Annotated in this window: 17 protein-coding genes and 1 riboswitch; of the genes, 11 read left to right on the top strand and 6 right to left on the bottom strand. The window is 68.4% G+C overall.

Going from position 1 to position 19849, the window contains the following annotated elements; translation table 11 throughout:
* Positions 1-6 precede the first annotated feature (6 nt).
* Positions 7-693 carry an orotate phosphoribosyltransferase gene (gene pyrE, locus AC1Q6V_RS01055; protein WP_010813312.1) on the top strand — a complete coding sequence of 229 codons (687 nt, stop codon included), beginning with the start codon at positions 7-9 and terminating at the stop codon, positions 691-693.
* Between the two features lie 161 nt (positions 694-854).
* The gene (locus tag AC1Q6V_RS01060; RefSeq protein WP_010813313.1) at positions 855-2129 is read left to right on the top strand and encodes a patatin-like phospholipase family protein; all 1275 of its coding nucleotides are present in this window, start codon (positions 855-857) and stop codon (positions 2127-2129) included.
* Positions 2130-2143: 14 nt separating this feature from the next.
* Here AC1Q6V_RS01060 and AC1Q6V_RS01065 read toward each other — a convergent pair whose 3' ends face one another.
* From AC1Q6V_RS01065 to AC1Q6V_RS01080, 4 genes are all read right to left on the bottom strand, one after another.
* Entirely contained in the window at positions 2144-2953 is an 810-nt protein-coding gene (locus AC1Q6V_RS01065; RefSeq protein ID WP_010813314.1) for a polyphosphate kinase 2 family protein, read from the bottom strand.
* Positions 2954-3060: 107 nt separating this feature from the next.
* On the bottom strand, positions 3061-3927 hold the full coding sequence (gene dapF / locus AC1Q6V_RS01070; RefSeq protein ID WP_010813315.1) for a diaminopimelate epimerase: 867 nt from the start codon (positions 3925-3927) through the stop codon (positions 3061-3063).
* A 42-nt stretch (positions 3928-3969) separates the two neighbouring features.
* On the bottom strand, positions 3970-4863 hold the full coding sequence (locus AC1Q6V_RS01075; protein ID WP_010813316.1) for a lipid A biosynthesis lauroyl acyltransferase: 894 nt from the start codon (positions 4861-4863) through the stop codon (positions 3970-3972).
* On the bottom strand, positions 4860-5756 hold the full coding sequence (locus AC1Q6V_RS01080) for a lysophospholipid acyltransferase family protein (RefSeq protein ID WP_454750757.1): 897 nt from the start codon (positions 5754-5756) through the stop codon (positions 4860-4862). Before AC1Q6V_RS01080 ends, AC1Q6V_RS01075 begins: the two co-directional genes overlap by 4 nt.
* 331 nt (positions 5757-6087) lie before the next feature.
* Here AC1Q6V_RS01080 and metK point away from each other — a divergent pair, with 331 nt between their 5' ends.
* A complete protein-coding gene (metK, locus tag AC1Q6V_RS01085; protein ID WP_010813318.1) occupies positions 6088-7251 on the top strand; it encodes a methionine adenosyltransferase in 1164 nt (387 codons plus the stop codon).
* Between the two features lie 202 nt (positions 7252-7453).
* The gene (gene kdoO, locus AC1Q6V_RS01090; protein ID WP_011614413.1) at positions 7454-8395 is read left to right on the top strand and encodes a Kdo hydroxylase KdoO; all 942 of its coding nucleotides are present in this window, start codon (positions 7454-7456) and stop codon (positions 8393-8395) included.
* On the opposite strand, the gene AC1Q6V_RS01095 is transcribed toward kdoO, so the two are convergent.
* Complete coding sequence (locus tag AC1Q6V_RS01095; RefSeq protein ID WP_454750758.1) at positions 8396-9799, bottom strand: coniferyl aldehyde dehydrogenase; 1404 nt, start codon at positions 9797-9799, stop codon at positions 8396-8398. It abuts the gene before it with no gap.
* A gap of 315 nt (positions 9800-10114) precedes the next feature.
* On the opposite strand from AC1Q6V_RS01095, the gene AC1Q6V_RS01100 reads away from it, so the two are divergent.
* Positions 10115-11794, top strand: a complete 1680-nt coding sequence (locus AC1Q6V_RS01100) for a GMC family oxidoreductase (protein ID WP_439668492.1) — start codon at positions 10115-10117, stop codon at positions 11792-11794.
* A gap of 4 nt (positions 11795-11798) precedes the next feature.
* Here the strand turns inward: AC1Q6V_RS01100 and AC1Q6V_RS01105 are convergent, their stop codons facing one another.
* A complete protein-coding gene (locus AC1Q6V_RS01105; RefSeq protein WP_010813322.1) occupies positions 11799-13460 on the bottom strand; it encodes an acyl-CoA dehydrogenase family protein in 1662 nt (553 codons plus the stop codon).
* 198 nt (positions 13461-13658) lie between these two features.
* A riboswitch (TPP riboswitch) is annotated at positions 13659-13760 on the top strand.
* 100 nt (positions 13761-13860) lie between these two features.
* On the opposite strand from AC1Q6V_RS01105, the gene thiC reads away from it, so the two are divergent.
* The 6 genes from thiC to AC1Q6V_RS01135 all read left to right on the top strand — a co-directional run bounded on the left by thiC (position 13861) and on the right by AC1Q6V_RS01135 (position 19778).
* The gene (gene thiC / locus AC1Q6V_RS01110; RefSeq protein ID WP_010813323.1) at positions 13861-15741 is read left to right on the top strand and encodes a phosphomethylpyrimidine synthase ThiC; all 1881 of its coding nucleotides are present in this window, start codon (positions 13861-13863) and stop codon (positions 15739-15741) included.
* A gap of 136 nt (positions 15742-15877) precedes the next feature.
* A complete protein-coding gene (locus AC1Q6V_RS01115; RefSeq protein WP_011614417.1) occupies positions 15878-17071 on the top strand; it encodes an FAD-dependent oxidoreductase in 1194 nt (397 codons plus the stop codon).
* Positions 17072-17083: 12 nt separating this feature from the next.
* Entirely contained in the window at positions 17084-17281 is a 198-nt protein-coding gene (thiS, locus tag AC1Q6V_RS01120) for a sulfur carrier protein ThiS (protein WP_211982083.1), read from the top strand.
* Between the two features lie 3 nt (positions 17282-17284).
* Positions 17285-18121, top strand: coding sequence for a thiazole synthase (locus AC1Q6V_RS01125; RefSeq protein WP_010813326.1), 837 nt, complete (start codon positions 17285-17287; stop codon positions 18119-18121).
* On the top strand, positions 18118-19254 hold the full coding sequence (locus AC1Q6V_RS01130) for a thiamine phosphate synthase (RefSeq protein WP_454750760.1): 1137 nt from the start codon (positions 18118-18120) through the stop codon (positions 19252-19254). Before AC1Q6V_RS01125 ends, AC1Q6V_RS01130 begins: the two co-directional genes overlap by 4 nt.
* A 14-nt stretch (positions 19255-19268) precedes the next feature.
* The gene (locus AC1Q6V_RS01135; RefSeq protein ID WP_010813328.1) at positions 19269-19778 is read left to right on the top strand and encodes a GNAT family N-acetyltransferase; all 510 of its coding nucleotides are present in this window, start codon (positions 19269-19271) and stop codon (positions 19776-19778) included.
* Positions 19779-19849: the final 71 nt, after the last annotated feature.

The raw sequence follows: 19849 nt of genomic DNA on the forward strand, positions 1-19849 counted from the left end.
AGAGAAATGATGACGCAGCAGAAACCGCCCGCGGGTGCCGATCTCAGCCAGACCTTTATCCGCTTTGCGCTCGATGCGGGCGTGCTGTCGTTTGGCGAGTTCGTCACCAAGGCCGGCCGCAAGTCGCCTTACTTCTTCAATGCCGGCCTGTTCAACCAGGGTGCGATGCTGGGCGAGGTGGCGCAATTCTATGCCAAAACGCTGCTGGCCTCGGGCGTGCAGTTCGACGTGCTGTTCGGGCCGGCCTACAAGGGCATCACGCTGGCGTCGGCCACCGCGGTGGCGCTGGCTGGCATGGGACGTGACGTCGGCTTCGCCTACAACCGCAAGGAAGCCAAGGACCACGGCGAAGGCGGCACGCTGGTCGGGGCCAAGCTGCAGGGCAAGGTGGTCATCGTCGACGACGTGATCTCCGCCGGTACCTCGGTGCGCGAATCGGTAAACATGATCCGCGCCGCCGGCGCCGAGCCGGCCGCGGTGCTGATCGCACTGGACCGCATGGAGAAGAGCGGTACCGCCGAGCAGGTCGGCACCCATTCCGCCGTGCAGGACGTGCAGCGTGAGTATGGCATCCCGGTGATCGCCATCGCCAGCCTGAAGGACCTGCTGGCTTACCTCGATGCGTCGCAGGACCCCGCGCTGTCGGCCTCGCGCGAGGCGGTGGCGGCCTATCGTCAGCGCTACGGCGTCTGAAACCGTTGATGGCAAGGGGCGCCGCCAAGCGGCGCCCGTTAAGCATCTGGCGGGCAGGCGGACTTTCCAATCGGCAGGAGCGCGGCGTGGCGGAAAAAGAACGGCAGGAGCGGCAAGTACGGCAAGTGCCGCAAGAGCGGCAGGAAAAGACGGCACGGCAGATGGCACGGCAGCCAACGCAGGCCAAAGCTGAAAGCGGCGCCAATGCCGATTCCCTGGCCGAACGCGGCGCGCAGGTGCAGCCGCGCAAGCCGGTGCGCCGGGCCGCCAAGGCCCCGGACCGGCCGGCGCACGAGGCCTATGCCGTGCGCGCGCTGGTGCTGCAGGGCGGCGGCGCGCTCGGGGCCTACCAGGCCGGCGTGTACCAGGGCCTTGCCGAGGGCGGCATCTACCCGAACTGGGTTGCCGGCATCTCGATCGGTGCGCTCAACGCCGCCATCATCGCCGGCAATCCGCCCCGGCGCCGCGTGGAACAACTGCGCGCCTTCTGGGAGTACATCTGCGCGCAGCCGTGGCTGCCCAGCCTGTCGCATTCCTGGTTCGCCGACCATGCCGAAGGCTGGCCCGAGCCAATGCGGATCTGGTTCGATGGCCTGCATGCAGCGCGTGCCATGCTGGAAGGCCAGCGTGGCTTCTTCCAGCCGCGCGGCTGGCCGGAGCTGATGTCGCGCTACTCGGACCCGAGCCATGTCAGCTTCTACGACACCACGCCGCTGAAGGCGACGCTCGAGCGTTTTGCCGACTTCGACCTGATCAACCACCGCCCCGACCTGATGCGCGTCTCGGTGGGGGCGGTCAATGTGCGCACCGGCAATTTCGCCTACTTCGACAATACCCGCGACAAGCTCTGCCCCGAGCATTTCATGGCCTCGGGCGCGCTGCCGCCGGGCTTTCCGGCGGTGGAGATCGATGGCGAGTACTACTGGGATGGCGGGCTGGTATCGAACACGCCGCTGGCCGAGGTGCTGACGGCGCAGCCGCGGCGCGACGCGCTGATTTTCCAGGTCGACCTGTGGAGCGCGCGCGGCAAGCTGCCGCACGACCTGGTCGACGTGGCCGAGCGCCAGAAGGACATCCAGTACTCCAGCCGCACGCGGGCCATTACCGACTACATGCGCGAGCAGCAGAACATGCGCCGCATGCTCAACGAGGTAATGGCGCTGGTGCCGCCGTCAAAGCGCGACAACGCCTGGTACCGCCGCGCGGCGGAGCAGGCCTGCGACGCGCGCCGCAACGTAATCCAGCTGATCTACCGCGACAAGTCGTTCGAGAACCTGGCCAAGGACTACCAGTTCGGCGCGCTCACCATGCATGAGCACTGGACCAGCGGGCTGGACGATATCCGCCAGACCCTGCGCCACCCGCAATGGCTGGCGATGCCCAGCCGCGAGCACCCCTTCGTCACGCACGACGTGCACCGCGGCAACGGTGGCTGAGGCGGCCGGGCGGCTCAGTCGACCTTGGTACTGGCCAGTTCCGGCCGGGCGGGCGGGTAGGCCGGCTTCAGGTCCTCGAAGACCCTGGTCAGGATCTCCGCCACCATCAGGTTGCGGTGTGTCTTGGAGTCGGCCGGCACCACGTACCACGGGCATTCGGGCGTGCTGGTCGCCATGATGGCAGCCTCGTAGGCGTCCATGTAGGCCTTCCAGTGCTTGCGCTCGGCGAGGTCGTTGGTGTCGAACTTCCAGTGTTTCTCCGGATCCGCCAGGCGCGCTTCGAGCCGTGCCTTCTGCTCGTCGCGGGATATGTGCAGGAAGCACTTGACGATGGTGGTGCCGGTCTCGGTCAGCATCGACTCGAAGTCCCGGATCTGGCGGAAGCGCCGCTCGCACTCGGCGGCGTCGATCCAGTTGTGCACGCGCGTGATCAGTACGTCTTCATAGTGGCTGCGGTTGAAGACCACGATCTCGCCCGTCTTCGGAACCTGCAGGTGGATGCGCCATAGAAAGTCGCGCGCCAGTTCCTCCGGCGACGGGGACTTGAAGCCCACCACGCGGATGCCCAGCGGATCGAAGCTGCGGAACACGCCGCGCACGGTGCCGTCCTTGCCGCTGGTATCCATGCCCTGCAGCACCACCAGCAGCCTGCGCCGGTGCTCGGCGTAAAAGATGTCCTGCTGCGCGTCGAGGGCGTTGCTCAGCTCGATGATGCGGGCCAGGTCTTCTTCTTTCTTGCCGCACGACAGCGGCTTGCTGCCCGGGTCGAAGTCGGCAAGGCGAAAACGCTTGCCTGAGGTAATGCGGAAATCGTCCAGCGGCATGGGCGCTCCATCGGTCTGACCAGCAAGATCAAGGGAATGAGCGCCCCGGCCGGGGCTCCGCGGCAAGGAATGCGGGGCGTGTGGACAGGGGCGCACAGCCCCTATGGTCAGGCCGGCAGGGCTGCCAGGTCAATGCTGCCTTCAAACACGGTGGTGGCCGGGCCGGTCATGCGCACCGGTTCCGCGCCGCCGTCCCAGGCAATGGTCAGATCGCCGCCGTGGGTATGCACCCGCACCGGCGAGTCCAGCAGGCCGCGCCGGATGCCGGCCACCACGGCCGCGCAGGCGCCGGTGCCGCAGGCCAGGGTTTCGCCGGCACCGCGTTCGTAGACGCGCAGCCGGATGGCATGGCGGTCCTGCACCTGCATGAAGCCGGCGTTGACGCGGTTGGGGAAGGCGGCATGGTGCTCCACCACCGGGCCGTCCTGCAGCACCGGGAAGTTCTCCACGTCGTCCACCACCTGCACCGCGTGCGGATTGCCCATCGATACCGCCGAGATCCATTCGGTGCGGCCGTTGACCTCCAGGCCGTACAGCGTGTCCGCGCCTTCCGCGCGGGTGGGCAGGCCTTCCGCACGGAACGGCACGCGCGCCGGTTCCAGTTCGGGCGCACCCATGTCCACCGTGACCTGGCCGTCGTCCTGCAGCGTCAGGGTAATGACGCCGTTCATCACTTCGACGCGCACCGAGCGCTTGTCGGTCATGCCCTTGTCGGTGACAAAACGCACAAAGCAGCGCGCGCCGTTGCCGCAGTGCTCCACCTCGCTGCCATCGGCATTGACGATCCGGTAGCGGAAGTCGACATCGGGGCGGGACGGCTTTTCAACGATCAGGATCTGGTCAGCGCCAACGCCGAAATGCCGGCTGGCCAGCGCACGCCATTGCGCCGGGGTCAGGTCGATCTGCTGGTGGATGCCGTCGAGCACGACAAAGTCGTTGCCCGCGCCGTGCATCTTGGTGAACTGGAGTTTCATGGTGGGGATTGTAGCTGCGCGGCGCCGGACGTGCCGGCGCGCTCAGTAGATCTCGGGCTCGCCCGGCAGGCGGTGCTTGAAGCGCTTGTGCACCCAGTAGTACTCGGGTACGCGCGGGCGGATGCAGTCCTCGAAGAAGGCATTCATGCGGCGCGTGTCGTCGGTGACGCTTGCGCCGGGGTAGTCTTCCCAGGGCGGCAGAATGCGCAGCACATAGCCCTGGTAGTCGGGCAGCATCTCGGTGTAGATCGGCACGACCTTGGCCCCGGTCAGGCGCGCCAGCCGCGACACCGAGGTCAGTGTCAGCGCCTGCACGCCGAAGAACGGCACGAACTCCGAGTCGCGCTCGCCGAAATCCATGTCGGCGATCAGCTGCAGGGCCTCGCCCTTCTTCAGGCAGCGCAGGATGTCGCGCGCGCTGTCGTTGCGCGAGATCATGTTGGCGCCGAAGCGCCCGCGCGCGTGCTTCAGGAAGTGGTCGAACAGGTCGTTCTTCTGCCTGGTATAGAGCGATGCGCCGGAGCGGCCGAGATGCTCGCGCAGGTCGATGGTGAGTCGGATCGCACCGGCTTCCACGCCCGACAGGTGCAGCGTCACCAGGATATGCGGGGTGCCATCCAGGGCCACCAGGCCGGCCTGGTCGTCGATCTGCACCCAGCGGCGCATCTGCGCCTCACTGCCGGTCCAGAAGATGCCGCGTTCGGCAAAGCTGCGGAACAGGATGCGGAAGCTCTGCCGCGACAGTTCATCGATTTCGGCCTCGGTCCGGTCCGGGAAACACAGGCGCAGGTTGGCCTGCACCACGCGGCGCCGCTCGCTCGGCACCAGGTAGAGCAGGCTTCCCAGCGCCTCGCCGAAGCGCGCGACGAACGGATATGGCAGCTTGCCCAGCACCGTCAGCAAGCCGATGCCAAGCCACGTGAACACACGGCTCATGAAATCGATCGATCAGTGGCCGGCTCGGTATCATTGCCCGGCGCGTCCGGGGTACCCGCTCCGGCGGGTTGCTTGTAGCGGTTGTAAGCCCACAGGTACTGCGTGGGGCACAGGCCCACCAGTTCCTCGATAGTCCGGTTGATGACCGCGGCAGCGGCGGCAGGATCGTCCGGCAGCATGCCGCCGTCGTTGATCACGCGCAGGTGACCGCGATAGCCGGTGCCGCGCGGCAGGCGCTCGGCAAAGACCGCCACCACCGGCGCGCCGGTCAGCTGCTGCAGCCGGTGCACCAGTGCCATGGTATAGGCCGGCTTGCCGAAGAACGGCGCCCAGTTGCCCTCGCCGCCGCTGGGCACCTGGTCGGGCAGGATGCCCACCGCCTGGCCGCGCTTGAGTGCCTTGACCAGCATGCGCACACCGCGCGGCGTGGCCGGCGCCATGTGCATGCCGGGCCGGGTGCGCATTTTTTCGATCCAGTCGCGCAGCCAGGGCTGGTGCGGCGGCTTGAACAGGGCGGTGACCGGGCGCTGCAGCGCGTGGGACTGCGGCAGCACTTCAAAGCAGCCCAGGTGCGGGGTCAGGATGATGATGCCCTTGCCGCGCGCCTGCAGCTTGCCCAGCTCGGGCCACAGGTAGTCGTCAAAGCCATGCAGCTTCGCACCGATCTTGCTGCGGCTCCAGAAGTAGGGCATTTCGACGATCATGCGTCCGGCCGAACGGGCCGCTTCGTCGATCATCGCATCGGTGGCGTCGGGAAACGCCTGGCGGAAGTTCTCCCGCAGGCGCTGGCCGTAGCGGCCGGGCAGGCGCGCGCTCAGCAGTCCGAGCGCGCCGCCCGCGGCTTGCAGCAGCCGCAGGGGAAAACGGGAGATCAGCCAGAATAAAAAGGTCATCAGGCGCGAAAAGCGGGTCTGCTACGGGTCTGTGCCGGGGAACAGACGGGCAGGCAGCGTTTTTTCTATGGCGGTATTCAGTTCCGCGCGCAGCGTGCCGTCATCGGATTCATCTGGGCACGGTGCCCCCGGCTGGTTGGCAGGGTGCCGTACCGTACCGTTGGCGCGCTGCAACGAGCCCGGCAGGCGCGTATAATAGCGTGTATCGCCGAGTTAACTGACAACTTGCGGGGCGATGCGGCTCTAACCGGGCTGCTTGAAATACCGCTAAAGCGTCGCCGCCATGAACTGATCGGGCTGGCACGCAATAGCCAACCTGGAGAATAAGTTCGTGGCAAACGACTTCCTTTTTACTTCGGAATCCGTCTCCGAAGGCCATCCCGATAAGGTCGCCGACCAGATTTCCGACGCCGTCCTCGACGCCATCCTGGCCCAGGACAAGTACGCGCGTGTGGCGGCCGAGACGCTTTGCAACACCGGTCTGGTGGTGCTGGCTGGGGAAATCACCACGACCGCCAACGTCGACTATATCCAGATCGCGCGCGACACGATCAAGCGCATCGGCTACGACAACACCGATTACGGCATCGACTACAAGGGCTGCGCGGTGCTGGTCGCCTATGACAAGCAATCGCCCGACATCGCCCAAGGCGTGGACCGCGCCTCTGACGACTACCTGAACCAGGGTGCCGGCGACCAGGGCCTGATGTTCGGCTACGCCTGCGACGAGACCCCGGAACTGATGCCGTTCCCGATCTACTACGCCCACCGCCTGGTCGAGCGCCAGTCGCTGCTGCGCCGCGACGGCCGCCTGCCCTGGCTGCGCCCGGACGCCAAGTCGCAGGTGACGGTGCGTTATGTCGACGGCAAGCCGCACAGCGTGGATACCGTGGTGCTGTCGACCCAGCATTCGCCGGACATCACCCAGGCCCAGATCCGCGAAGCCGTGATCGAGGAAATCATCAAGCCGGTGCTGCCGGCCGAGATGCTGAAGGAAACCAAGTACCTGGTGAACCCGACCGGGCGCTTCGTCATCGGCGGCCCGCAGGGCGACTGCGGCCTGACCGGGCGCAAGATCATCGTCGATACCTACGGCGGCGCCTCGCCGCACGGTGGCGGCGCGTTCTCGGGCAAGGACCCGTCCAAGGTCGACCGCTCGGCCGCCTACGCCGCGCGCTACGTTGCCAAGAACGTGGTGGCTTCGGGCCTGGCGCGCCAGTGCCAGGTGCAGGTCAGCTACGCCATCGGCGTGGCCCGCCCGATCAACGTGACGGTCTACACCGAAGGCACCGGCAAGATCCCCGACGCCAAGATCGCCGAGCTGGTGCAGGAGCACTTCGACCTGCGCCCGAAGGGCATCGTGCAGATGCTGGACCTGCTGCGCCCGATCTACGAGAAGACTGCTGCCTACGGCCACTTCGGCCGCGAAGAGCCGGAATTCTCTTGGGAAGCCACCGACAAGGCGGCTGCCCTGCGCGCCGCGGCCGGCCTGTAAGCGCCACCCGCGCCAGCAGCACTGACGGCAAGCCCCGCCGGCCCGCAAGGGCCCGCGGGGTTTTTTTACGCGGGCTTGATCCTGGTCCAGTCGCCGCGTGACGCCGGCGCCACGGCTGACGGCAGGGAGTAAAATCCCGCCATCCCCAGCCGCCACGCCGGCGGCCGACCCCAAACACTGGTGACCGTTTCCAGAGGATGCCATGTCCGAAGCGCCTGTCCTTGCCCCCTCGACCTCAACCCAGCCGCCCGCCGCCGGCCAGCTCAACCTGATCCGCCCGCAGCCATATGCCGACTGGGCGCCGCAGGTCACGGCCGAAGAACGCGCCACGCTGCGCCGCGAGCTGGAGCAGGGCGCCGTGCTGTACTTCCCGAACCTGAATTTCCGCTTCCAGCCGGGCGAAGAGCGCTTCCTTGACAGCCGCTATTCCGACGGCAAGTCCAAGAACATCAACCTGCGCGCCGACGACACCGCGGTGCGCGGCGCCCAGGGCAGTCCGCAGGACCTGGCGGACCTGTACACGCTGATCCGCCGCTACGCCGACAACAGCGAATTGCTGGTGCGCACGCTGTTCCCTGAATACATCCCGCACATGACGCGCGCCGGCACCTCGCTGCGGCCCAGCGAGATCGCCGGGCGCCCGGTCAGCTGGCGCAAGGACGACACCCGCCTGCACGTGGACTCGTTCCCGTCCAACCCGATGCTGGGCAAGCGCCTGTTGCGCGTGTTCCACAACATCGACCCGGCCGCGGCGCGCGTGTGGCGCGTGGGCGAGCCGTTCGGCGATTTTGCGCAGAAGTTCGTGCCCAAGACCCATGGCATGTGGCCGGGGCAGGCGGCGCTGATGAAGCTGCTGCATATCACCAAGCGCAAGCGCTCGGAATATGACCACCGCATGCTGCAGCTGCATGACTTGGCCAAGGCCGACCTGGATTACCAGGCCAAGGTGCCGCAGCAGGAATTCCACTTCCCGCCGGGTTCCACCTGGATCGTCTTCAGCGACCAGCTGCTGCACGCGGCCATGCGCGGACGGGCGATGATGGAGCAGACCATCTACCTGGCGCCGCAGGCGATTTCCGACCACACCCACTCGCCCGAGGCGGTGCTGTCGCGCATGCTCGGGCGGCCGATGCTGGTGTCCTGATCAACGCAGAAGCAGGCGCAACATGGTTTCGAAGGTCTTGCCGTAAGGCGGCTTGAGCAGTCCTGCGCCGTTCAGGCCGGCCTGGTGGAACACCGGCTTCACCTTGGAGAAGGTGTCGAAGCCCGCCTGGCCGTGATAGGCGCCCATGCCGCTGGCGCCGACCCCGCCGAAGGGCAGGCCGTCCTGGGCGATATGGAACAGGGTGTCGTTGACCGTGACGCCGCCGGCAACGGTCTGCTTCATCACATGGCCGATGGCGCCGCGGTCGCGCTCGAACAGGTATAGCGCCAGCGGCCGCGGGCGCGCATTGATGTAGTCCACCGCCTCGTCCAGGGTGCGGTACGTCACCACGGGCAGTACCGGCCCGAAGATCTCCTCGCGCATCGCCGTGACGCCTTCGGGCACATCCAGCAGCAGCACCGGTGGCAGGCGCCGCGCGTGCGCGTCCGGCTGCGCATCGGACAGCGGCACCACGGTCGCGCCTTGCGCCGCGGCTTCGTCCACCAGCGCCGCCAGCCGCGCGAAGTGGCGCGGGCTGATGATGCTGGTGTAGTCCCGGTTGCGCGCCAGGTCCGGATAGAGCCGGTCAACGCACCGGCGTGCCGCCTCCACCAGCTGCCCGCGCAGGTCTTCCGGCACCAGCACGTAGTCTGGCGCGATGCAGGTCTGGCCCGCGTTCATCAGCTTGCCCACCAGGATGCGTTCCACCGCACGCGGCAGGTCAGCGCCGGCGCCGATAATCGCCGGCGATTTGCCGCCGAGTTCCAGCGTCACCGGGGTCAGGTTGGCGGCTGCCGCGCGCATCACATGGTGGCCGACCGCGGTCGAGCCGGTGAACAGCAGGTGGTCGAAGGGCAGCGCGGTAAAGGCGCTCGCCACCTCGGCATCGCCATTGACCACCATGATCTCGTCCGGCGCAAAGTGCTGCGGCACCAGTTGCGCGAACAAGGCCGCAAAGCGCGGCGTGTATTCCGACAGCTTCACCATGGCGCGGTTGCCCGCCGCCAGCGCGCCGGCCAGCGGCCCTACCGTCAGGTACAGCGGATAGTTCCAGGGCACCACGATGCCCACCACTCCCAGCGGCTGCGGCACCAGCCGCGAGCGGCCCGGGCGGAACCAGAAGCCGGTGGCGGCGCGGCGCACGCGCATCCAGCGCTTGCCGTGGCGCAGCGCGTCGTCGATGCCGCCGAGGCTCGGGAATACCTCCAGCAGCGCGGTTTCCTGCCGCGGCCGGTTGGTGAAGTCCGCGTGAATGGCGGCGGCAATGGCAGCCTCGTTCTCTGTCACCAGCCGGCGCAGGCGCTGCAGGCGGTCGGCACGCACGGCCCAGGCGGGCAGCTGGTCGCGCCGCGACGCGGCGTGCATGGCGCCAAAGACGGACGACAGGTCGGGGACTTCTCGCATTGCTGCGCTCCTGGGCAAGGGACGTGCGGGGAAAGTGGATGTGGATCGCGGCGAGTGGCGCTGCAGCGGTCCGCGTGTTCCCGCGCACGATAAGGTAGCGTGCCAGCCATGGCAATGGAAGTTTCCTACCAGAAGGGCAATTCAAACGCCCGTCTGCGCAGCGCCGGCGGCCCGCGCCACCGGGCTTCTCCACCGTCCGGGCTAGCGCCTACACTGAATCTCACAGCTTGCCATCCGCTGGACGGACAGGGCGCGCATGCACCGGCGCGGCCCGGCTCACGCACGCGCGCCGCCTGCGGACTCGCGGGGAGACAGATGGAAACCACCTTTGACTACGTCATCGTCGGCGCGGGCTCGGCGGGCTGTGCGCTGGCGGGGCGGCTTGCCGACAGCGGCGACGACACCATTGCCCTGGTCGAGGCCGGGCACCACGATCACCATGTGCTGGTACGCACACCCGCGGCGCTTGCCGCGCTGCTGCCGCGCGCGGGGGCACGCAACTATGGCTATGAAACCGTGCCGCAGCCAGGCCTGAACGGCCGCCGCGGCTACCAGCCGCGCGGGCGCGGGCTGGGCGGCAGTTCCTCGATCAACGCCATGATCTACACGCGCGGCCGCGCCGCCGATTATGACGCGTGGGCCGCCGCCGGCTGCGACGGCTGGTCGTGGGACGACGTGCTGCCGTACTTCCGCCGCGCCGAGTGCAATGAACGCCTGGCCGGCAGCGACGACGACCCGCTGCACGGCGGCAACGGGCCGTTGCACGTGAGCGACCTGCGCACCCCCAACCCCTTTGCCGAACGCTTCATCGAGGCCGCGCAGCAGGCGGGCTTCCCGCGCAACGACGATTTCAACGGCGAAGAACAGGAGGGCGTGGGCTGGTACCAGGTCACGCAGCACGCGGGCGAGCGCTGGAACGCGGCGCGTGCCTACCTGCACGGTGGCAACAAGCGCGACCGGGCCTGCAATGGCGGCCGCGCGCACCTGCGGGTGCTGACCGATACGCAGGCGCTGCGCATAGTCTTCGAAGGCCGCCATGCGGCCGGGGTGCAGGTGGTGCGCGAGGGCCGCCGGCAACTGCTGCGCGCGCGCCGCGACGTGATCGTGTGCGCGGGCACGTTCGGCTCGCCGCAGCTGCTGATGGTGTCGGGCGTCGGCCCCGCCGCGCACTTGCGCGAACATGGCATCGCCGTCGTGCATGACCTGCCCGGCGTGGGCGCCAACCTGCAGGACCACTTGGACATCGTGCTGCACAAGCGCGTGGCCGTGCCTGAATTGTTCGGCGTGTCGTTCGGCGGCCTGGCGCGGCTGGTGCCTGAAATGCTGCGCTACCGGCGCGAACGCACCGGCATGATGTCAAGCAACTTTGCCGAGGCAGGCGGCTTCCTGCGCAGCCGCCCGGACCTGCCCGAGCCCGACCTGCAGCTGCATTTCGTGGTCGGCATGGCCGATGACCACATGCGCCGGCTGAACTTCGGCCACGGCTATTCCTGCCATGTCTGCGTGCTGCGCCCGCGCAGCCGCGGCGAGGTGCGGCTGGCCTCGCACGATATCCGGCGCGCGCCGCTGATCGACCCGCAATACCTGAGCGATGCGCGCGACCTGGACGACATGGTCGCCGGCGTTCGCATCGTGCGCAGCATCTTTGCGCAGCCGCAACTGGCCGGCTTCGGCGGGCGCGAACTCTATTCCGCCGGCCTGCGTGCCGATGGCAGCGACGACGCTGCCGTGCGCGAGATGATCCGCGAGCATGCCGACACCATCTACCACCCGGTGGGCACCTGCCGCATGGGCATGGATGCGATGGCGGTGGTGGACCCGCAACTGCGCGTGCGCGGCGTCGAGGGTTTGCGCGTGGTCGATGCATCGGTGATGCCGACCCTGGTCGGCGGCAACATCAATGCGCCCGCGATCATGATCGGCGAGCGCGCGCATGACCTGATCCGCTATGCGCCGCGCGTGATGCTGCGGGTGCTGGAATCGATGGAGGCTTGAATCGCTAGCCTTCGAAGCCGCGCGAGAACACCCGCTTGAGCACGTCGGCATCCGCATCCAGGGTGCCGAACACGCGCCCGTGCTGCCGTCCCAGCCGGCTGGCGACGAACAGCTCGGCATTCTCGGTATCGGCATGCGCCAGCATCAGCGCGGCCTGTGCGGTCAGCACCAACCCCTGCGCAAAGCGTCGGGCGCTGGCTTCCAGCAATTCCGGCGGCTGGCGCAGCAGCGCCTGCAGCGATGCCAGTTCCGCGCGCACCGCCGGATGGCCGCCGGCGCGGCGCGACAGGTCTTGCAGCAAGCGCGCGGCATCGTCGGGATTGCGCTGGATCGCGCGCAGCACGTCCAGGCACATGATGTTGCCCGAGCCTTCCCAGATCGAGTTGACCGGCGCCTCGCGGTACAGCCGCGCCATCGGGCCTTCTTCCACGTAGCCGTTGCCGCCCCAGACTTCCATGGCTTCGCCGGTGGCTTCCAGCGTGCGCTTGCAGACCCAGAATTTGGCCGCGGGGGTGACCACGCGCTTCCACGACGCCGCGAGCGGATCATCGTCAGCGTGCTCGAAGGCGTGGCCCAGTTCCATCATCAGCAGCGTGGCCGCTTCGGATTCCAGCGCCAGGTCGGCCAGCACATTGCGCATCAGCGGCTGGTCGGCCAGCAGGCGCCCGAAGGCGCTGCGGTGGCGCGCATGGTGCAGCGCCTGCACAAAGGCGGCGCGCAGGATCGCGGCACTGCCGATCACGCAGTCCAGCCGCGTGCTGGTGGCCATCTCGATGATGGTCGGGATGCCGCGGCCTTCCTCGCCGATCAGGATGCCGGTGGCGTCGCGGAACTCCACCTCGCTGCTGGAATTGGAGCGGTTGCCTAGCTTGTCCTTGAGCCGCTGGATCAGCACCGCGTTCTTGCTGCCGTCGTCGCGAAAGCGCGGCACGAAGAAGCACGACAGCGGGCCGTCTTCGGCGCCCATGCGCGCGACCACCAGGTGCGCATCGCACATCGGCGCGGAGAAGAACCACTTGTGCCCGGTCAGCGCGTATTCCGCGCCGCGGCCCTCGCCGCGCACCGCGCGCGCCACGGTGGTGTTGGCGCGCACGTCCGAGCCGCCCTGTTTCTCGGTCATGCCCATGCCGATCATGATCGCGCTCTTGCTGCGCCACGGCAGGTCGCGCGCATCGTGTTCGGTCGCATACAACCGCGGCTCAAGCTCGGCAAACAATGCGGTTTCCTTGCGCAGCACCGGGATGCTGGCGAAGGTCATGGTCGGCGGGCACAGCGAGCCGGATTCCACCTGCGCCTGCAGGAAGTAGCCGGCGGTGCGCGCCACCCATGCGCCCGCGCGCGGCTGCGCGAAGGGCAGGGCCTGCAACTGCTGGCTGCGCAACAGGGCCAGCAGCGCGTGCCAGCTCGGGTGGAAATCCACGGCGTCGATGCGCTCGCCGGTGCGGCTGTGTGTGTGCAGCTCGGGCGTGTGGCGGTTGGCATCGGCTGCCCATTGCTGGACTTCCGGCTCGCCCAGGCGCGCGCCGAACTGGCCCAGCGTGCCGGCGTGCCAGCCGCCTCCCAGCCGTTCCAGCGCGCCGCGCAGCGCCGGATCGGTGGCGAACAGGTTGTAGTGCGCGAGATCGGGCACCTGGTTGAACACGCGGTGGGTGGCAGCTTCGGTCATGGCGGGATCGGAAGATGGACGCGTCTTACTGCATGGTAGAGCACGTCGCCGGCGTTTGAGTGCGCGGTTGTCCCCTTGTGAGTGATTATTGCGCTGCAGCATGCGCGATTCGATACCTTTTCGAACAGGTGTGGCACCACAAACGGCAGGGAACTGGCACTGGCGCCCACCGGCACCTTGTGCTTAAATTCACCCCGTTGGATGAAACAGGGGTGCCGTACGGATGGGCCGTGCGGCTGAGAGAGTCCCTTCGAACCCGATCCGGCTAGTACCGGCGTGGGAAGTTTCACAAGACCAAGTCTCCAGTCCCTCCGGGACTCGCCGCCTCAGGCCTCAGGCCCCGGGCAGCGCTCACAAGGCTCCTGGTTTCGTCCACCCCGCAAGAGAGAGGACGACACCCATGGCCCGTACTGCCCCCGCTGCATCCTTCGAATCGCTCGAAAGCGACCTCGACCAGAAATTCGCCTACCCGGCTTCCAGCAAGACCTACCTGACGGGCAGCCGCCCCGATATCCGCGTACCGCTGCGCACCATCCTGCAAACGTCGACGCGCACCGACAAGGGTGAGATGCAGAATCCGCCGATCCCGGTGTACGACACCTCGGGCCCGTACAGCGATCCGGACGTGCATATCGACCTGAAGGCCGGCCTGCCCGCCGTGCGCGCCAAGTGGATCGAAGAGCGTGGCGACACCGAAGTGCTGCCGGGCCTGTCGTCGGAATACGGACGCGACCGTGCCAACGACCCCGCCACCGCACACCTGCGCTTTGCCCAGCTGACCAATCCGCGCCGCGCCAAGGCCGGTGCCAACGTGTCGCAGATGCACTATGCGCGCAAGGGCATCATCACGCCTGAAATGGAGTATGTGGCGCTGCGCGAATCGCTGAACCTGCAGGCGCTGTACGACAAGCCCGACTACAAGGCGCTGCTGCGCCAGCATCCCGGCAATGCGCTGGGCGCCGGCCTGCCGCTGCGTCCGGAAGACATCACGCCGGAATTCGTGCGCCAGGAAATCGCCTCGGGCCGCGCCATCATTCCCGCCAACATCAACCACACCGAACTGGAGCCGATGGCGATCGGGCGCAATTTCCGCGTCAAGATCAACGGCAACCTGGGCAACTCGGCGGTGACCTCGTCGCTGGCCGAGGAAGTGGAAAAGATGGTGTGGTCGATCCGCTGGGGCGCCGACACCATCATGGACCTGTCCACCGGCAAGCACATCCACGAAACCCGCGAATGGATCCTGCGCAACTCGCCGGTCCCGATCGGCACGGTGCCGATCTACCAGGCGCTGGACAAGACCGGCGGCATCGCCGAGGACCTGACCTGGGAGATGTTCCGCGACACGCTGATTGAACAGGCCGAGCAGGGCGTGGACTACTTCACCATTCACGCAGGCGTGCTGCTGCGCTACGTGCCGCTGACCGCCGACCGCGTCACGGGCATCGTTTCGCGCGGTGGTTCGATCATGGCCAAGTGGTGCCTGGCACACCACAAGGAAAACTTCCTGTACACGCACTTCGACGAGATCTGCGAAATCATGAAGGCCTATGACGTGTCGTTCAGCCTCGGCGACGGCCTGCGTCCGGGTTGCATCGCCGACTCGAACGACGACGCCCAGTTCGGCGAACTGCGCACACTGGGCGAACTGACCGCCAAGGCATGGAAGCACGACGTGCAGGTGATGATCGAAGGCCCGGGCCACGTGCCGCTGCAGCGCATCCAGGCCAACATGGACGAAGAGCTCAAGCATTGCTACGAGGCGCCGTTCTACACCCTGGGACCGCTGGTGACGGACATCGCCCCCGGCTACGACCACATCACCAGCGGCATCGGCGCGGCCAATATCGGCTGGATGGGCACCGCCATGCTGTGTTACGTCACGCCCAAGGAGCACCTTGGCCTGCCGGACAAGGAAGACGTGCGCGAAGGCATCATCACCTACAAGATCGCTGCCCACGCTGCCGACCTTGCCAAGGGCTGGCCCGGCGCGCAGCTGCGCGACAACGCGCTGTCCAAGGCACGCTTCGAGTTCCGCTGGGAAGACCAGTTCAACCTGGGCCTCGACCCGGAACGCGCGCGTTCCTACCACGACGCCACGCTGCCGGCCGAGGGCGCCAAGATCGCCCACTTCTGCTCGATGTGCGGGCCGAAGTTCTGCTCGATGAAGATCACGCAGGAAGTGCGCGACTACGCGGCGTCGCTGCCCAAGGAAGCGCAGCAGGGCATGGAAGAGAAGTCGATCGAGTTCCTGAAGAAGGGCAGCAAGATCTACTCGTGATGCAGTGACTGGCAGTACGGGCATGGCTTCGCATCCATGCCCGCTCGTGTTTCGCCGCCGCGCAGCGCCTCGCGCGGCGGCACCGACAACAAGGAGGCCGGCGCGGCCGCACGCGCCGTCCGGCACAACACCCCTCATGACAGCAGTGCAGTCGTTTGACGTCGCCATTCTCGGGGCCGGTCTTGCCGGGCGCCTGGCCGCCTGGCAACTGGTACGCAGCGGCGCCCGCGTGGCGCTGGTGGAGCGGGCCGGTCCGGACGGCGCGGGCTCGGCCGCCTATGTGGCCGCGGCCATGCTGGCGCCGCTGGCGGAATCGGCCATCGCCGAGCGCCGCATCGTCGACCTGGGCATCGCCAGCGTCGACCTGTGGCGCGCGTGGCTGGCCGAGTTGCCTGAGCCGGTCTTCTTCCAGGAGGACGGCACGCTGGTGGTCTGGCATGCGCGCGACCGCGCCGAGATGTCGCTGTTCACCAGCCGCGTGCGCGCGGTGGCGCCGCCCGAACTGGTGTCGCAGCGGCTGCGCGCGCTGGACGGCAAGGGCGTGGGCGAAGTCGAGCCCGCGCTGGCGGGCCGCTTCCCGCAGGGCCTGCTGCTGGCCGGCGAAGGCCAGCTCGACAACCGTGGCGCGCTGCGCGCGCTGTTGTCGTGCGCGGTCAGCGAAGGCGTGCATTGCGTCTGGGAGGCTGGCGAGGTCGATGCCGAATCGCTGCCCAAGCTCGGCATCCGTGCCGACGTGGTGCTGGATTGCCGCGGCCTGGGCGCGCGCTCGGCCTGGCCCGCACAGCCGGGCGGCGACAAGCCGGGCCTGCGCGGCCTGCGCGGCGAAGTGGTGCGCGTGCATGCGCCCGACGTCAGGCTGCATCGGCCGGTGCGGCTGCTGCATCCGCGCTACCCGATCTATATCGCGCCCAAGCCCAACGACCTGTACGTGATCGGTGCCACCGAGCTGGAAAGCGAGGATGATTCGCCCATGAGCGTGCGTTCCGCGCTGGAGCTGCTGTCGGCGGCGCATTCGCTGCATCCCGCCTTCGGCGAGGCCCGCGTGCTGGAACTGAACGTGCAGCGGCGCCCGACGCGGCCCGACCACCTGCCGGCGATCCGCGTGGACCAGCGCGCGCGCGTGGTGCGCGTCAACGGCTTGTACCGGCATGGCTTTCTGATTGCGCCGGCGGTGACCGAGGCCGCGTGCGCGGTGGTTGGCGCGCTGCTCAAGGGCGATCCCGCGGCCCATGCCGTGCCGGCCGCGCTGCGCTGGCCTGGCATGATCGAAGCCGTGACCGAAGCGCCCGCTGCCGCTACCATGGCCGCACCCGGCGGGCTGCTGCACTAACGCATGACTGACATGGAAATCCTGCTCAACGGCCGACCGCTCGCCCTTGCCGATTCCGCCACGCTGGCGGACGCGGTGAGCGCGGCGCAGATCGTGCCCCCCTTTGCCGCGGCGGTCAACGGCCAGTTCGTGCCGCGCGGCGCCCACGCCAACACCCTGCTTGCGGCCGGCGACCGCATCGACCTCGTGCAACCCGTAACGGGAGGCTGACCCATGACATTCGAACCTTCCGAAACCTTGCGCGACCCGTTCGTGCTGTATGGCGAGTCGTTCGGCTCGCGCCTGCTGCTGGGCACCGCGCGCTACCCGTCGCCGGCCACGCTGGAGGCGGCCGTGCAGGCCTCCAGGCCCGCCATGATCACCGTTGCGCTGCGCCGCCAGGGCGCGGTCGGCGCCGGCGAGGGCGGCCAGGCCTTCTGGCAGATGCTCAAGGCGCTGGACGTGCCGGTGCTGCCCAATACCGCCGGCTGCTTCACCGCGCAGGAAGTGATCACCACTGCGATGATGGCGCGCGAGGTCTTCGAAACACCGTGGATCAAGCTGGAGCTGATCGGCGACGACTACACGCTGCAGCCCGATACGCTGAACCTGCCGGCCGTGGCCGAGACCCTGATCAAGGAAGGCTTCAAGGTGCTGCCGTACTGCACCGAGGACCTGGTGCTGTGCCGCCGCCTGCTCGACGTGGGCTGCCAGGCGCTGATGCCATGGGCCGCGCCGATCGGCACCGGCCGCGGCGCGGTCAACCCGCACGCGATGCGCGTGCTGCGCGAGCGCCTGCCCGACACGCCGCTGATCGTCGATGCCGGCCTGGGCCTGCCGTCGCATGCGGCGCAGGTGCTGGAGTGGGGCTACGACGGCGTGCTGCTCAATACCGCGGTGGCGCAGGCCGCCTACCCGGTCAATATGGCGCGCGCCTTTGCGCAGGCCGTTGAGGCTGGCCGCACCGCCTACCTGGCCGGGCCGATGCCCGAGCGCGAGGTGGCGCAGGCCAGCACCCCGGTGGTCGGCATGCCGTTCTGGCACGCCGACAGCACGGAGCAGCGCGCATGACCCGCCGCGCCGTGCATGCCGCCAGCGACGGCCCGCTGCGCCAGGCGGTGCTGGAACACTATGGCGAGACCTTCGGCGTCGATGACAAGCCGTGGCAGGCCTGGCGCCTGGCCGACGCGCCCGCGCAACCCGGCGCCCACGACGTGCTGCTGTTCGACGGCGAAGCCGACGCAGGCACGATCGCGCGCGTCGCCGCCGCGGGCGCCACGCTGATCGAGACCGATCGCGAGGGCGGCCAGTGGATCGACACCGTGCGCTCGCCGATGGGCACGTGGGTCTTCTCCGTCGCCGCCGACACCGACCAGCCGCATTCGCCCGCCTTCGTCGCGGTGCTGCTGGCCAGCCTGGCGCTGCATTTCCCCGCGCACGACGCGCTGTGCCTGGCGCGCGCCTGGGAGCCGGGCTCGGCCGACTGGCCGTCTGACTTTGCCCGCTTCCCGCATGTACGGCACGCCGCCCTGGTGGCACCCGAGCAGGCCGCGGCGCCGTTCGCGCCGTGCCCCGCGCTGGGCCTGTACGTGGTGGTGCCAAGCGCCGAATGGATCGAGCGCCTGGCGCCACTGAACGTACCGACGGTGCAGCTGCGCTTCAAGTCCGAAGACCCGGCCGCGGTGCGCGCCGAGATCGCACGCGCGGCGAAGGCCATGCAGGGCTCGTCTTCGCGCCTGTTCGTCAACGACCACTGGCAGGCCGCGATCGACTACCGCGCCGCCAACGGCGGCGATCAGAGCGGCATCTACGGCATCCACCTTGGCCAGGAAGACCTGGATGATGCCGACCTCGATGCGATCCGCGCTTCGGGCCTGCGCCTGGGTGTCTCCACCCATGGCTATGCCGAGATGCTGCGTGTGGCCGCGATCCGCCCCAGCTACCTGGCGCTGGGCGCGATCTTCCCGACCACCACCAAGGTGATGCCGACCCAGCCGCAGGGCATGGGCCGCTTCCGCGCCTACGTGAAGCTGATGCAGCCGGTGATCCCGTCGCTGGTGGGCATCGGCGGCGTCAACGCGGCCAATATGCGCGAGGTGCTGGCGGTGGGCGTCGGCAGTGCCTCCGTGGTGCGCGCGGTGACCGAGGCTGACGACGTGCCGGCCGCGGTGGCCCAACTGATCAGCCTGTTCCCGGCTGCCTGAGCGCGGAGCCAGCCATGGCTGCTGCTGCGCACATCCGCCTGGCAGCGGCGGACGAGGTGCCGCGCCTGGCCGATATCGAACTGGCCGCCGCGGCGCTCTTCCCTGATACGGACCTGCCGGCACTGCTGCGCCTGGTCAGCACGCCCGAGCCGGTGCTGGCCGCCGCGCAGCGCGAAGCGCGCCTGTGGGTAGCCGAGCGCGATGGGGAACTGGCCGGCTTTGCGCTGGCCAGCCGCAACGGCGAGTGCGCCTACCTTGATGAAATGGATGTGCACCCCGACCACGGGCGCCGCGGCATTGGGCGGGCGCTGGTAGGGGCGGTGCAGGGCTGGGCGCGGGCGGGGGGATCGCACTCGCTCAACCTGACCACGTTTGCCCACCTGCCCTGGAATGCGCCGTTCTATGCATCGCTCGGGTTTCGCCAGTTGCGTGACGACGAGCTGTGTCCGCTGCTGGCCGATGCATTGGCGGCGCAGCGTGCTGCGGGGCTGCGGCAGCGGGTGGCGATGCGGCAGGTGCTCTGAAGGGCGCGCGCGGTGCCAGGATTTGTGCGACATTCGCCCAGCCGCGGGAACCGAACGGGACCCCGCCGTTA

The sequence above is a fragment of the Cupriavidus sp. GW823-FHT07B10 genome (assembly GCF_058794355.1).